10 protein-coding genes and 1 pseudogene are annotated in these 15,327 nt (G+C 57.0%); 10 read left to right on the forward strand and 1 reads right to left on the reverse strand.

The features are described 5' to 3' along the window. Positions 1–451 precede the first annotated feature (451 nt). The 10 genes and pseudogenes from OMP40_RS20890 to OMP40_RS20935 all read left to right on the forward strand — a co-directional run bounded on the left by OMP40_RS20890 (position 452) and on the right by OMP40_RS20935 (position 14,372). The gene (locus OMP40_RS20890; RefSeq protein ID WP_277534249.1) at positions 452–2,806 is read left to right on the forward strand and encodes a hypothetical protein; all 2,355 of its coding nucleotides are present in this window, start codon (positions 452–454) and stop codon (positions 2,804–2,806) included. After that, positions 2,796–3,692 (forward strand): hypothetical protein, encoded by an 897-nt coding sequence (locus OMP40_RS20895; RefSeq protein WP_277534250.1) that lies wholly within the window; start codon positions 2,796–2,798, stop codon positions 3,690–3,692. The genes OMP40_RS20890 and OMP40_RS20895 overlap by 11 nt, the downstream gene beginning before the upstream one ends. Before the next feature lie 131 nt (positions 3,693–3,823). Beyond that, positions 3,824–4,510, forward strand: coding sequence for a hypothetical protein (locus OMP40_RS20900; RefSeq protein WP_277534251.1), 687 nt, complete (start codon positions 3,824–3,826; stop codon positions 4,508–4,510). Next, positions 4,470–5,063 carry an S-layer homology domain-containing protein gene (locus tag OMP40_RS20905; RefSeq protein ID WP_277534252.1) on the forward strand — a complete coding sequence of 198 codons (594 nt, stop codon included), beginning with the start codon at positions 4,470–4,472 and terminating at the stop codon, positions 5,061–5,063. The genes OMP40_RS20900 and OMP40_RS20905 overlap by 41 nt, the downstream gene beginning before the upstream one ends. 69 nt (positions 5,064–5,132) lie before the next feature. Then, entirely contained in the window at positions 5,133–6,770 is a 1,638-nt protein-coding gene (locus OMP40_RS20910; protein ID WP_277534254.1) for an O-antigen ligase family protein, read from the forward strand. 993 nt (positions 6,771–7,763) lie between these two features. Continuing rightward, on the forward strand, positions 7,764–8,255 hold the full coding sequence (locus OMP40_RS20915) for a hypothetical protein (RefSeq protein WP_277534256.1): 492 nt from the start codon (positions 7,764–7,766) through the stop codon (positions 8,253–8,255). A 491-nt stretch (positions 8,256–8,746) separates the two neighbouring features. After that, positions 8,747–9,442, forward strand: a pseudogene (locus OMP40_RS20920) (metallophosphoesterase); the annotation flags it as partial. A gap of 463 nt (positions 9,443–9,905) precedes the next feature. Continuing rightward, entirely contained in the window at positions 9,906–13,451 is a 3,546-nt protein-coding gene (locus OMP40_RS20925; protein ID WP_277534257.1) for a 5'-nucleotidase C-terminal domain-containing protein, read from the forward strand. A gap of 120 nt (positions 13,452–13,571) precedes the next feature. Next, on the forward strand, positions 13,572–13,898 hold the full coding sequence (locus OMP40_RS20930; protein WP_277534259.1) for an MGMT family protein: 327 nt from the start codon (positions 13,572–13,574) through the stop codon (positions 13,896–13,898). A 3-nt stretch (positions 13,899–13,901) separates the two neighbouring features. Beyond that, positions 13,902–14,372, forward strand: a complete 471-nt coding sequence (locus tag OMP40_RS20935) for a 2-thiouracil desulfurase family protein (protein ID WP_277534261.1) — start codon at positions 13,902–13,904, stop codon at positions 14,370–14,372. Between the two features lie 59 nt (positions 14,373–14,431). Here OMP40_RS20935 and OMP40_RS20940 read toward each other — a convergent pair whose 3' ends face one another. Next, entirely contained in the window at positions 14,432–15,124 is a 693-nt protein-coding gene (locus OMP40_RS20940; protein WP_277534263.1) for a class I SAM-dependent methyltransferase, read from the reverse strand. Positions 15,125–15,327 lie beyond the last annotated feature (203 nt).

Genomic DNA, 15,327 nt, shown 5'->3' on the forward strand with positions numbered 1-15,327 from the left:
TTAACGAATAGATCTTAATAAGATTTGACTGAAAAGCAGTTTCCGGAATTCATCTAGTTATTTAGGTGAGCCGGGCTGCTTTTTTAGTATTCATCTACATTATTCGACAAATGCTGCCGGATAAGCATGATATGATTCGAAAGTACTGTTGAATAAGAACATAGTGGGGGGACCAAAGAAATGCGTAAACGAAATTGGACAAGTATTCTCGCCATCTTATTATGTTTTGCTATGGTTATGCCAGCGTATGCAGAACAAAGCCTGAATGACGAAGCGGGTGTACTCGCGCCCGATTACGTCCCTGCGACGCCGCAAGAACTCCCCTTGCCGGACGAAGACAAAGGTTCGAGCAGTGTCTCTTCGGTCACTTATTCTTTTGACTTCCCAGGTGCAGTCCATTCAGATTCAGAGCACGGACGGCACGAATCTACCTGGAAGTGGCATCGCTTATGTGAACGGTTATTACGCATCGATTAACGACGGAGTCATCGACCTCTCGAGGTTATCCTTCAGCCCTGCCCAGCAAGTAAAAATCGTGTTCGCATTGCAAGCCGACAATGCGGAGCTCTACCTGGATTCTGCTACGATGAAATGGAGCCAATTGCAGACTAGGGGCGTTTGGCGGATTAGCGACACAGCCGTTCGTTCAACGATGCAAGGCTCGACTGTAAGCGGAGGCATTACGTTTAATTATCAAGTGGCTTACGAAGGTTCTGCTTTCCCGGCAAGCACCTTTAACGGATCCTTTTCGCTGATCGCTAAGCCAGGTACGGCCGTACTGAATGCTACAGGCGTGTCGGATGGCGTGGGCTACTTGCTGAGCAAGCCCGTATCCATTGCTGCCGGAGCTACCTGGATGTTTACCGATGAGGACGTGGCCAATACAGCAAGGCTGTCGGTGCCGTCAGGCAGCGGCTCAGTCAATCTTATCAAAAATTATGCTATCGCTATGTTTGAGCAAGTGAATCAGTTCAGAGCAACCAAAGGTTCTTATGGAATCATTCTTCAAACCATCGATGCCCAAGGCTATACAAGCAATTGGTATTCAGACACCCTGGATCTGACGACCGAACATACACTTTCTTTCGGTTCGCCGGTCCTAAGTCTGTTAACAGCAAATACATCGGACAGCAGATTTACAGCTAGCCTGCAGATCCGCAACGGGGACTTTCAATTAACCGGCGTGTACAGCCGGGAAGATGACCCTACCAATCTCATTCAGAACGGGCTGCGCATTACAAACGCCGATAACAAAGTCGTATATGACTCTCGCCCTCAATCCAACGAATGGTTGAACATCAATGCGTCGCTTTCGCCCAAGTTAACCACCGGTCTCTATAAGGCAGAGATTACGATTTCCTACCCGGGACTTGCTCAGCCGCTAACGGTGACGAATACCTTTCGGGTAGAGCATGCAGAAGACTACGCTGACAAAGGGATTTACGTCACTGCTGAAAACGAAAAAGGCAAGCCGTTGACCGGAGGCACTGCGACCTTGTACAGGACACAGCCTCCCTATATAGACGATGCTAATGAAGGAATTAAGGCTAATGAGACCTACAGAGTCGGCAGTTGGAGACTCGAAGACGGTGCGATAGTCATTCCTTATGACAATCTCATGAAGGGGTTCGACTACGAAGTCGTTGTCTCCGGAGATACATCTAAGGGTAGATCCGGCGTACTGTATACGGCCAGCGTCACCCGTGACGATCAGCGCGTGCGTTTTACGGCGGCAGATTTGAAGCACGTCGCATTGCATGCGAACCAAGCCGAAAGCGGCGATCCTGTGCTCGTGGGCCTGCTTAATGAACAGGGTGATGATGCGAGTTATCCGTGGTCCATTCCGTTTATCGAACAAACTGCGGAAGCATGGATTCAAACGTCGCATACGGTAGACTTTTTTACGAAGTTAACCGACGGAGAAAACGGTTATTTCTTGAATAAACAGATAAAGCTTCAGAATGCCGAAACTGCGATCGATCTCAACGGCAATCTAGTAGAGGTCGCACTTCCTTCCGGCTACACGGGTCAACTAGACATTAATTACAGCTGGTACAAAGACCGATTTGCTGCAAAGCATTATTTCGTCACTAAAGGTCTGGATGCCGTTGCATATTATGATATTGATAAAGATGGCTACCGGTACTCGCTTGCTAAATACCTCGGTCCAGTTACCGAGAAGCGGACGCTGGCTCTTGGCTCCACCTTTACGAATCAAACGCCGGTCCAACAGGTATATTCGGCCGGTTACGTGAATCAAAAGGTGTACACCAACTACTGGGATTCTCAGGACAACCGGCTAACGGGAGTAGCTCCGATAGAGGCTTCCACCATCGTGAGCGGCATGACAAGCAACAACATTACTTTTAAGTTAAACGATGGAGGCACTCTTCGAACGATTGCTCTCGAGCCTGCGTCCGAAGGGTACGGTTATTCTGCAATTGGATACAACGATGCTTCGCTAAATAGCGTTGCATCCGGAGGTCTGGTGGATTATAGGCTATATAATTCAGCCAATCAGCCGGTCGGAGATCCGATATCCGCACAGGACGTGGACAGCATCTGGCTTAAGGCGCCGCTTCCGGCAGGAGCGTATACCCTCCGTCTGGTGCGTCAGAACTTCCCCGATAGCTTCGTTAAACTAGCGGGCGAAGAGAAGATCTTAGTTGAGGGCAGCTATTACGAGGGTGCGCTTGAGATTCCGCTAGAGATGCCAAGCAATTACGGGTTTGACGAGCAATCTAACGGATATGCAGTGCTTCAAGAGTCCGGAGGGGGGCGATGTCTCGCGTTCTTTGGGGATTGAAGGCGGTCGATTGCTTATCCCGAACGATATTGCCCTTCAGACGAATCGTTCATACGTGCTTCACATGGTCTTGTACAAGCTTGATCCCAAGAACTATTTTAACTACATGACCTATTACCACCAGATGAAAATCACCGGTGCTGATTTGTTGCAAAAAAAGCGCATCGGTTTCCCGATTAATGCTCAAAAGTTAGACATGCAGTTTAATGACTTGCCGGCGTACTTGCATAATGCGAACGCAAACTTCACGTTCTCTGCCGCCGACGGAAAGAATCCGTTCAGCATTGCTTATCGGATGCGGGGAGCATTCGGCAAGAGCGCAAATCTATCGACGCTGATTACATCACAGACTGATTTTACGTTAGATCTGTATGGTGTTGATGGCGGCTCTACCGGCTACGACCTTAGAAAGCGAGTGCATGTCAACGCTAACGGCGAGTGGAAAGCAGTCAATGAGCCAACGTACGAGCTTCAATTACAGCAAGGACAGCCATTCTACGGAATTCAAGCTTTTACGAATGATTGGTTCTCATACAAAATTAGCTATGACGATGCATTCACGATAATTGACAAAGCCTACGTACCCGCCGGACGACAAGCACTCCAGATCTCAACGCCTGTCTTCAGCAAAGATGAACGGGCTTGGTACTTAGACTGGAGAACGCGCGATGAAGTGTCAATCGACGGCAAAAAGACCATTTCTTTCACGGGTAAAGTGGAAGATTCTCAGTCTTCGATGACCGTAACGCAAATCTCGAGTGGCGGCAATTCAATACTCAGTGTTAAACCGGAGTTGGCCAGCGGGGGAATTGGTCCTAATGAACGCAGCTATAACGAGTGGAAACTACCGTTATTATGCACCGGGAATCATAACGATCCGAGATAGCAGCAATAAAAAAGGTATATGCAGGTGTCGCTTATGGCACCGGATATGATCTGACGTTGACTACCAAACTTGATCCGGGCAACTATACGCTGACTTACCAAATGCCGACAGGGCCAGGGACGTCAACCATATTGAACAAAAGCCTCACTGTAACGGATGGAACAAACAGTGGTGGAGGATCAAGCGGCGGAGGCGGCGGCTCGGGAGGTGGTTCTGGCGGCGGAGGCGGCGGTGGCAGTGTTAGCGAGCCTGGCGGCACCGATTCGCCGAAGACCACAGTCTTCAAGGTCGAAGATATTCCTGCAGCCGCCAAGGGTGTCGTTACGCTTCAGATCAAAGACAGCGAAACGGTGACAGTGCCCGCGAGCATCCTGAGCGGCGAAGGCGCCAAAAACGGATTGGAGTTTGTGGGCAGCCACGGTAAGGTATCCATCTCGCCGGCTGTGCTTCAGCAATTAGCGGCGCTAGTAGGAAAAGATGCACTGACAGACGCGAAAGTCTCGCTATCGATCGTACCTATTAGCGCAAGCGAGGCGTTGGCAGGAGTTAAGACACCGGCTGGCGCAAGCGCAAAGGCTGCAGGCTCTGTCTTTGACTTCAAACTGTCGATCCAGGCTAAGGATGGTCAAGCGAACGTGCTGTCGTCCTTCGCCGAGCCAATTACGCTTACCTTCGAGGTTAATGCAGACGCTGTAAAAAAGCTTATCCAACGTATTCTACATTGCAGAAGACGGCAGTCTGACGTTCATACCTGGCAAATGGGTCGATGGTTCGCTCGTGGCCAAGGTTACGCACTTCAGCAAATACGGCGTACTTGAAATCCAAAAAGACTTCGCGGACGTCAACGCCTCGAGCTGGGCGTATGCGGCGATCCGTGAGCTGGCGGCGAAACAGATCGTGGGTGGCACGACCGCCGATAAGTTCGAGCCAAACCGTAAGGTGACGCGCGCCGAATTTACTTCGATGCTCGTGCATGCACTCGCCTTGAAGATGGATAAGACAGCCGCCTTCAAGGACGTACCGGGCACAGCCTGGTACGCGTCGGCCGTAGCTGCGGCCTTCGAGAGCGGGCTTGTGAAAGGCAGCAGCGCGGATACGTTTGCGCCGAGCCGATCGATCACGCGCGAGGAGATGGCTGTCATCATGGCAAACGCGCTTAAGTATGCAGATCCTTCCGCAACCTCGGCGCAGGCGATGGCGTTCAAGGACGCGGCCAAGATCAGCAACTGGGCGAAGGAAGCGGTAAGTCTCGCATCGGCCAATGGCTTGATCAAGGGCGACGGCATGGGCGGGTTCAATCCGAAGGGAATGGCGACTCGCGCAGAAGCCGCGCAAATGCTTGTCAACTTGCTAAATCGTACGGCACAATAAGGAAGCGAGGGGGGACCCGAGCGATCGGGTCCCTTCCGTTATTCTCAATCGGAAATGGATGAAAATAAGATGCCTAAGCAGGCGAACGTCCGAACCTTCGATTCGGGCACGATTATACTGTTTCTATTTTTATGCACCGGCCCTTTTGTCCATGGCTTTATGTTCGAATCCGAGCTTGCGGGAGCTGCGATTGTCGTTCTGTTTGGTTTTCTCGTATTCCTGTTGCGGGCGAGGCTAAGGGGCGATATCATTCTGTACCTCCTGCTTGCGCTGACGGTGCTATATGCGGCGAGCGTCGGGTATGGCGCGGATCGGCACGAGTCGTTGTTAAGTTTGCTAAAAGTATCGCTGCTGGCGCCGCTCTATGTATTCGTTCGCGCTGTTTCTGCGACCGTTATGGCGCGCATTTGGGAAGCTTGGACATGGCTCCTCGGCCTGTCCGTTCCCATCTCGATCGCGGCCGATAGATTCGTGGACGGAAGACTCGCGGGCTTCATCGACTATGCAAACGGATATGCCATCCTGCTGCTGGTCGGCGTTCTAATCGCATACGGCTTAGCGGCTGCGGCGTCCCCATCGATCAGAAGAAATCTGCTGCAAATTCCGATTTTCCTTGGCGCCGCAGGAACGTACCTGACGGAATCCCGGACCGTACTGGTTCTGCTCTTCGCTTCCTTCGCCGTCTTGTATTTCCTGAAAGGACGAGCGCATCGAATGCTGTGGCTGCGCACCAGCTCAAGCGTAGCGCTGGGACTTATTGCCGGAGTGATGTACGGTTGGTTGCCATGGCTTGTGCTTCCAGTCGCAGCGATCTTTATGCTTCTATATCGGATTCCAGAATCGGAGACATCGAAGCGGGCTGTACGGATATCTTTGCTCGTCGTATCGCCGCTCCTGGGTACCGGTGCCATATGGTTCGGTTCCGGCATGGCCGATCGCTGGAGCGCGATCGCTTCCCGCACGGGAGAAGGGGCTACCCGGCTCGTTTATTATCGGGATGCCTGGATGATGTTCATGGACTCGCCGCTTTGGGGATTTGGCGCGGGCGCTTGGATGTACATGCAATATCATTACCAGACCGCAGCGTACTTTACCGCGTACATTCATAGTCAACCGCTGCAGGTGATGACGGAGACCGGGGTGTTCGGTCTGCTGCTTTTCATCGGAATATGTGTATTTTTGGTTGGACGCTGTCTATCTTCGGCTAGACGCAACGAGGGAGTCCACTCCGACTTTGACGCGGTTCGAGGAATAGCCTGCTGCGTGCTGCTTGTGCATAGCTTAGTAGATTTCACGCTGTCTTTCCCTTATTTGTTAGGATTGCTGATAATCATTGGAACAGCTCCGGCTAATACTCCGATAGTCAAGACAAACGCAGCCAAGGCAATTTCTGCCGTGCCTATCGTCGCCAAGTTTGTTGCGGCACTGGCGGCTGCGTCCCTGCTGACGGTCGCAACGCTGCTATTTATATCGGATCGCCTGCAGCAGTCGGCCGTACGAGCGATCGCGGAGCAAAGAAAGGCGGATGCAGTAGACCTGCTCGACAGAAGCGCGAAGATGGCCATTTTTGCGGATCGAATCTACGATCGGAAGGCCAGGCTTTACCTCAGCGAATTTGAGAGCGGAGGAGATCGTCGTTATCTCGATGTCGCCCGAGACGAGAATAAAAAAGGCGCTGTCGCTCCACCCCGAACAAATTTGGTATGAAAAACTAAAGAGCGATATTCTTTGGGAGCAGGGAGATCGACAAGAGTCTGCCGAGATTCTTGAGGAGCTGGTCGCTCGCGATCGGTTTATGGCCCGCTGGCGCGAAGAGCTTAAGCTTAGAGCGGCTGGTAAAGGGGCGCCGTGATGCTTTCCAAAGCGTCGCTTCATCGTTTGTTTCACATAATAGAAAGTATAAAATCGGCAGGTAACGCTACACAGTGCCTATTCGGCCCGAAATACGCCATAGTCCCGACAGGTAACGCTTTTCAGCGCCTTACGCCCCTCTCTCTCATCGTCGCGCGAGGGGAGAAAGGGGAAAGCTGGATAACGCAAGCTTTCCAGCCGATTGGACGAGCCGAGGCGGAAATGCCTGCCCATCCTTTGCAGGGATTCATAGGTTATCCCTCGCGCAGGCATATTGCGAACAGGAGCGGCGGCATCCAATCGCCCTCGCTGGCTTCACTTGCTAACCTTACGATGACGTTAAGCGGAAAGGTAAGCGTGAGATGCAAATGAAAACTGCGGGAGTAACCGAAGGCAAGTCGAGCGAAGATACCGGACTCAGATGACGCTATTTCGTAAAAAAATGGTGCAATTGTGATCATTACGGACTGGAGAGCCGTTATTCACCCAGATCAAGACTAAAATAGTCTCTAATCCCGCAATAGGGGCTCCTGGGTCCGCGAGCGGGCTGCAAAGCGCGATCGGAACAAAAATAAGGGCTCCTGAGTCCGTCCGCTGCGCGCCATTGCGCAAACAAAGGCGGGCGGCGGCCTTTTCGCGCCCCGCATCCTGTCTCCGCGGCAACTTTAGGCTCGCGAACATACATCGCACGACATGCGGAATACAATAAGGAATAACTTCCGTCGCGGTCCATATTGATCGGCGGGAAGCGCGAGGGCAACCGAGATAGGGCTCGGTCAAAAGATCCTTTTTTTTGTGAAAGCGCAATCAAGCAGACCGTATAAAACGAATAGAAGGAGGCGGCCCACGATGAGTACGCGATTGTTGTCGGAGTCGCTCGTTCGGGAGCGGTTTCCTCATCTGCGATACGTGAGGATTCATACGAGCGGCAAGCAGACGGCGACGATCTACGCCTGGGACGACCAACTCGAGCTGCGTGAGGAAGACCGGGCGAATCTGCTGAAGTTCGCCTCCGCCTACCTGACGCCGTTCGTCTGTTTTAACGTCAAGCCGTACGGGCAGACGAGGGAGGAACGCGTGCCGGCCGCGCCCGAAGTGCCGGACGATGTGAGAGAAGCCGCGATGAACCGCGGCTCCGACCTGCACGACATCATCGACGTCGTGGACCGCATGCTGGCCGGCGGACGGATCTCGTTCGATCGCTACGATCGGACGAACGCCGTTGTTTATCTAACGATCCGATCGACGCTTCCGATCTCGCCGATCGAGCGGGAGCTTATCGGCTTGTATCTCTACGAGCTGCTGCCGCTCGGGACGCAATCGAGTGTTCAGTATATTTAATCGTGCCGATCAGGCTGGTGTTTCGAGTCATGCGCGCATGGACTGTCTCCCAGGTCATTGTTGGATGACCTGGGAGATGGTTCTTTTCGTATTCCACCATCCGCGAACGCACCAACTATCAACCTACGTGCACACTTCGAGCGTCGCACCCCCGGCGAACGCGCCAACGGTTGATCGACGGTCGTTCTTTGGAGGTCCATCCCGCTCTCCTTCAGCGTTACGCGCCCCCCTCTTTGGAACCCTTGTTCTTGATCTTTTACATATCTTTTACAAATTAAGCTATCATTTATCGATATCATTTACTATACTTGCAGGGAATGCGAACCGAAGGGAGAGCGAGCATGTTGAACAGGAAGGCTGGCTGGAGCAAGAGGTCGTCGACCGTAACGGCCGCGGCGGTGTTGGTCTCTCAGGTGTTCGGGGGATTCGGCTTGCTGGCGGCGGACAAGGCTTCGGCAGCGCCGTCGGAAGCGCCGCTCCGCGTGCGTATCATGGAGACGACGGACCTGCACACCAACGTGCGGGGTTTCGATTATTTTAAAAACGCAGAGACGGTGGCGGTGGGGCTGGACCGGACGGCGACGCTGATCAGGCAGGCGCGCGCCGAGCAGCCGAATGCGCTGCTGTTCGACAACGGCGATTTGATCCAGGGCACGCCGCTCGGCACTTATATGGCCAAAGTGGACAAGCTATCGAGCCCGGGCAGCGTCCATCCGATGTACAAAGCGATGAACCTCCTAGGCTACGACGCCGCGACTTTCGGCAATCATGAATTTAATTATGGACTGGATTTCCTGGACAAGGCCATCTCGGGCGCCAAGGACGGCGCGGGCGATCCGCTGCCGTACGTGAACGCCAATATCTACGTGGACGACAATAAAGACGGCGTCGCGCAGCCCGAAGAGACGACCAACAAGTACGATCCCTACGAGATTCTGACCCGTACGTTCAAGGATGAAGCGGGCGTCGACCAGACCGTCAAGATCGGGGTCATCGGCCTCGTGGCGCCGCAGATCATGGATTGGGACAAGGCCAATCTGTTCGGCGAAGTCGTGACGCGGGACATCGCGGCTACGGCGCGTCACTTCGTGCCGCTCATGAAGGCGGACGGCGCGGACATCGTCGTGGCGCTGGCGCATACGGGCTTCGACGCGAACGCGGTCGAAGGCGATCTTTCGGAAAACGACGTCAACGCGCTGAGCAAGGTGCCCGGCATCGACGCGATTACGTTTTCCCATACGCACAAAATCTTCCCGACGGCGAGCAACGCGTCGCTGGACGCCTTGTTCAAGGACCCGGCCACGAACCAGCCGTACAATTCGCCGAGCAGCGTCGTGAACAACGTATACGGCCCCGGCGGCGGCACGATCAACGGCGTGTTCGCCGTGCAAGCGGGCTTCGGGGGGCGCGAACCTCGGCCTCATCGACCTGAAGCTCGTCAAGGACGCGAACGGCAAATGGACGGTGGACAAAAACGGCTCCCAGTCTTTCACGCGTTCGATCTACCGCACGGTCGACAAAGTCAATATTGCCGACGTAAACGCAGACCCGGCGGTCGTAGCGGCGGTAGATGCCGAGCATCAAGCGACCATCGCCTATACCGGGCAAGAGCTCGGACAGACGGACGCGCCGATCAACAGCTACTTCGCGATGGTGCAGGACGATCCGTCGATCCAGATCGTGACGGACGCGCAGAAGTGGTACGCGGAGCAGTCGGTGGCAGGCACGGTATACGAGGGATTGCCGATCCTGAGCGCGGGCGCGCCGTTCAAGGCGGGGCGCAACGGACCTTCCGAGTACACGGACATCGACGCGGGCCCGCTTACGATCCGCAGCGCGAGCGATCTGTATCTGTACGACAATACGCTGAAGGCGGTCGTCATCAAGGGTGCGACGGTGAAGGAATGGCTGGAGATGTCCGCCGGCGCCTTCAACCGGATTTATCCGACGAAGTCGCTGCCACAGCCGCTGCTGAATCCGGCCTTCGCGGTCTATAACTATGACGTCATCGACGGCGTCACCTACCAGATCGACGTGACGAAGCCGGCCAAGTACAAGCCGGACGGCAGCATCAACGACGCGTCGTCCAGCCGAATCGTGAACCTCGAATTCGACGGCAAGCCGATCGATCCCGAGCAGGAATTTATCGTCGTGACGAACAACTACCGCGCGAGCGGCGGCGGCAACTTTCCGGGGCTCAAGGGCTCGCCGCTGGCCGTCGATTCCCAGGACGAGAACCGTCAGGTGCTGATGGATTATATCTCGGAAATGGGCACCGTCAGCCCGAGCGCGGACGGCAACTGGTCGATCGAGCCGATCAAAAGCCTGGTGAACGTGACTTTCACGAGCTCGCCTGCGGCCGCGAAGTACGCGGCGGAGACGAACGGCAAGATCGCGGATAGCGGCAAGACGAACGACAAAGATTTCGAGATCTACAATCTGCAGCTGAGCGAGAAGACGCCGACGCCGACCGAGCCGGTCGAAGTGCATCTGATCGGCATCAACGACCTTCACGGGCAGTTGGATACGACTTCGGTCGTGGGGGGCAAGCCGGCGGGCACCGCGGCGACGCTGGCGACGTACATCAAGGAAACGCGCGCCAAGTACGCGCACAGCCTGCTCGTTCATAACGGCGACTCCGTAGGCGCGACCGCGCCGGTCTCCTCGCTCGAGCGCGACGAGCCGACGCTGGAATGGATGAATCTGATGCAGTTCGATATCGGCACGCTCGGCAACCATGAGTTCGACCAAGGCGTGGCGGCATTGAAGGCGCAGCTGAACGGGGGCGTCGATCCCGTAGGCGGCAAGATCGTGCACAAGGGCGCGAACTTCGATTATATCAATGCCAACGTCGTGGACGAAAAAACGGGCGAACCGATTATCGCGCCTTATGTAGTGAAAGAGATCGGCGGCGTCAAGATCGGCTTCATCGGCGTCGTCACGATGGCGACGGTGACCAAAGTGTCGCCCGAAGGACTGAAAGGCGTCAAGCTGGTCGATCAGGCGCCGGTCGTCAACAAGGCGGTAGACGAGCTGAAAAAACAAGGCATCAAGAGCATCGTCATCCTGGCCCATGACCCTGCATCCACCAATGCAACGACCGGTCTGACGACGGGCGAAGCCGCGGATCTTGCGAACAGCGTCGACGACGAGGTCGACGTGATCATGGCCGGCGACAACCATGCCTTGGCCAACGGTCTCGTGGACGGCAAGCTCATCGTGCAAGCCTACTCGTACGGCACGGCTTTCGAGGACGTCAAGCTGGTCATCGATCCGGCGACGGGCGATATCGCGAGCAAGTCGGCGACCGTCACGACGACGTTCCAGGAAGGCGTGACGCCGGACGCGGACACCGAGAAGCTGGTGAACAAATATCTCGACCTGCATCCCGAGCTTAAAAATCCGGTGGGCACGACCGACGGATCGGTCGTCCGGACCGACGCCTACAACAATGAGGCGCCGCTCGGCAACCTGATCGCGGACGCCATGCGCAGCGCGTTCCCGGGCTCGGATTTTGCGTTCATGAACCCGGGCGGCATCCGCGCGGACCTGCCGAAAGGCGAAGTGAAGTTCGGCGACCTGGCCAAGGTGCAGCCGTTCGGCAACACGCTCGTGAAGCTGACGCTGACGGGCGCCCAGATCCGCACGCTGCTCCAGCAGCAGTGGGGCGTCAAGGCGGACGGCACGGCGGATACGAAGACGCTGCAAATCTCAGGCCTGAAGTACGCGGCCAACCTGGCGCTTCCGATCGCGCAGCGCGTCACGAGCCTGACGAAGACGGACGGCACGCCGATCGAGGACAACAAGGAATATACGGCCGTCGTCAACAACTTCATGGCTGCGGGCGGAGACAACTACAAGGTGCTTACGGAAGCGAAGGAGTCGGTCGTCGGTCCGACCGATCTGGACATTTTCTATCAATATATCGTGGATACGTTCAAAGGCGGAGCCATCACGGCGAAGATCGAAGGACGCATCGTAAACACGAACACGCCGGTGACGCCTCCGATTACGCCAGGCAACCCGACCCCGACGCCTACGCCGACCCCGACGCCTGGCGCGCCGGTGAAGATCAGCGTCGATGGGAAGGACGTGCCGAAGGCGGAGAACGGCGTCGTGAACTTGCCGGTGACGATTCCGGACGGCGTGGGCGACGTCGCCATCTCGCTCCCGCTGAACATCGCGGAGCTGGCCGGCGCAGGCAGCCAGGTCAAGCTTGCGTTGAACGGCGTGACCTTGTCGCTGCCGGCCAAGGTGCTGGAGGACGCGGCGAAGCTCGTCACGGGCGACGCGGCAAAGGACGCGACGTTGTCGGTGAATTACAGCCGGTTGACGTCCGACGCGGCGAACGCGCTGCTCGCCGGTTCGCAGAACGCCAACTTGAGCATCAAGCCTGCGGGCGCGGTCACGAAGCTCGGTCTCTCGGCCGTAGCGAAGGACGGCACGACGGCCGGTACGCTAAGCGGCTTCGCCGAGCCCGTCTCGATCGGGATCCAGGTAGACGGCAGCGCAAACGCGAAGCTGACGAACCTGTACCGCATCGACGGCGGCAAGCCGGTCTACGTAAAGGCGAAGCTGCAAGGCGGCACGCTGACGGCTGAAGTAACGCAGCCGGGCACGTATGCGGCGCTGACCTACGACCGCAGCTTCGCGGACGTGCCTGCGTCCTACTGGGCGAAGGACGTCATCGCCGAGCTGGCGGCCAAGCAGCTCATCGACGGCACGGACGCGGCGAACTTCGCGCCGCAGCGCCAGATCACGCGCGCCGAATTCGCCAAACTGCTCGTACAGGAATTCGGGCTGCAAGCCCAAGGCGCCGGGGCCTCGTTCACGGACGTCGCGTCCGGCAGCTGGTATGCCGAAGTCGTGGGTGTCGCGTCCGCGAACGGGCTCATTACGGGCAAGGGCGACGGCAGCTTCGCGCCGAACGCGCCGATCACCCGCGAGGAGATGGCGGTCATGCTCGCGCGCATCCCGGCGCTGAAGTCGGGCGGCACGACCGGCACCGCCGGCTTCAAGGACGGCGGCAAGATCAGCGGCTGGGCGCAAGGGGCGGTCGGCCGGATTTTGGACGAAGGCCTCATGCAAGGTCGCGGCAACGGCGTTTTCGCGCCGCAAGGCTTCACGACGCGCGCCGAAGCGGCGAAGGTCGTTCACGGTCTGCTGGTCGCGGCGGAGTCGGGCGGAGGCTTCTAACGCGCATTTTTCGAACGAATCGAATACGGCTGAGTCATCAAGCTTCCGGGCGCTTCGGCCCCGGGGGGCTTGGCGTCTTTATGCGAACTATTATAAGCTGTAACGTAGAGGTGAGACGTCATGCAGCCATATACGGCGCGCGTAGTCGAAGTCATTAAAGCAATACCGCCGGGCACGGTGATGACGTACGGGCAAGTGGCGGCCGCGGCGGGCAGTCCGCGAGGCGCCCGGCGCGTCGTCTGGGTGCTGCATTCGCTGAGCGAAGCGCACGGTCTTCCGTGGCATCGGGTCGTCAACGCCAAAGGCGAGATCGCGCTGCCGGGCGACGAGGCGCGGTATACGCAGCGGTCGCTGCTCGAGGAAGAGGGCGTGCTGTTCGACGGGGACTACCGCGTAGACCTCGCGCAGTGCAGATGGGACGGCGCGAGCCCGGAAGGGGAAGGATAGCGGATGCCGGTGAAAATACTGGTCAGCGCTTGCCTGCTCGGGCAGCAGGTGCGCTACGACGGCGGCGGCAAGCTGTGCGAGGATCCGCGGTTCGCGCGCTGGCAGGCTGAAGGCCGGTTCGTGCCGGTATGCCCCGAAGTGGCCGGCGGGCTGCCGACGCCGCGGCCGCCGGCGCAGATTCGGGGCGACCGGGTCGTGACCGAACAGGGAGAAGATTTTACGGAGGCGTTCGACCGAGGCGCGGAGATCGCGCTGCAGGCGGCACGGGCGCATGGCGTGGCGCTGGCGATTCTGAAGCAGAGCAGCCCTTCCTGCGGCAGCCTGTTCGTCTACGACGGTACGTTCAGCGGCGCAAAGCGCCCGGGCGAGGGCAGGACGGCGGCGCTTCTGCGCAAGCACGGCTTCAAAGTTTTCGGTGAGGACCAGCTGGAGGAAGCCGAGCGCGAGCTCGCCCGGCTGGAACGGGAACGGTGAAGGTCGCGTCCAGTGCGCCGGGATTGCCTACCGCGTCCGGATTATAGCGAGCTCGTCGATTAAGACGCCGATGCAGGCTTGGAGCCATAGAAAACGGCGAAGTCGAGATATTTATACATACAATCCGCGTCCTGGAAGCCCGCTTCCGCCATCCAGGCGATCTGGTCGCCGAGCTTGGCGTTGATATCGACGCCTCTCCGCTCGACGGAAGCGTCGATGGCCGATCGGGGCAAGCCGCTGGCGGCGACCTCGGCGAGCCATCTTTTGCGATAGTAGGCGTCCGCGGCGGGCGTCGTGCCGGCGACCTGGTCCGCGTTGACGAATGCGCCGCCGGGCGCCAGCGCCCGATACAGCTTTTTGAAAAGGTCCCGTTTGGACGCATGGGTCAGATGGTGGATCGAGAGCGACGAGACGATGAGGTCGCAGCTTCCCGGCGGCAACGTATAATCGGAGTAGTCGGCAACGATGAATTCGGCATTCGGATCGCCGGCGAACCGCTCGCGGGCGACGTTCAGCATGGGCTCGCTCATATCGATCAAGGAGAGGCGGGCCCCGGGCAGCTTGCTTCGCACCATCGCGGCCAGCAGGCCCGTGCCTGCGCCCAGATCCAGCACGCGAGGCGCAGCTTCCGCGCTCTCGGACAGCGACACGGCCATGCCGTAAAATTCGTCGAAGCACGGGATGAGCCCTCTTCTTTGCTCGTCGTAATGGCTTGCGGCGTCGTCGAATTGTTTTTTCACGTTCGGATTCATCGCAGGACCTCCTCGTTTGATGACTGCTCTTATCATAGATCCGCTTCTTCAGAATAGGGAAATATATAAAATATACTATGTTTATAGCCGGAGACTATTGGGTAAAGAAAGTGGCCGACGTTCGGGGAATGCTGCGAAATATGGCGAATCCTGTCTGCCTTTCGCGGCGACGATCGCCTATAATCGGAAGAGATCTTTAAAAA

Source organism: Cohnella rhizosphaerae (assembly GCF_029525575.1).
GTDB classification, from domain to species: domain Bacteria; phylum Bacillota; class Bacilli; order Paenibacillales; family Paenibacillaceae; genus Cohnella; species Cohnella rhizosphaerae.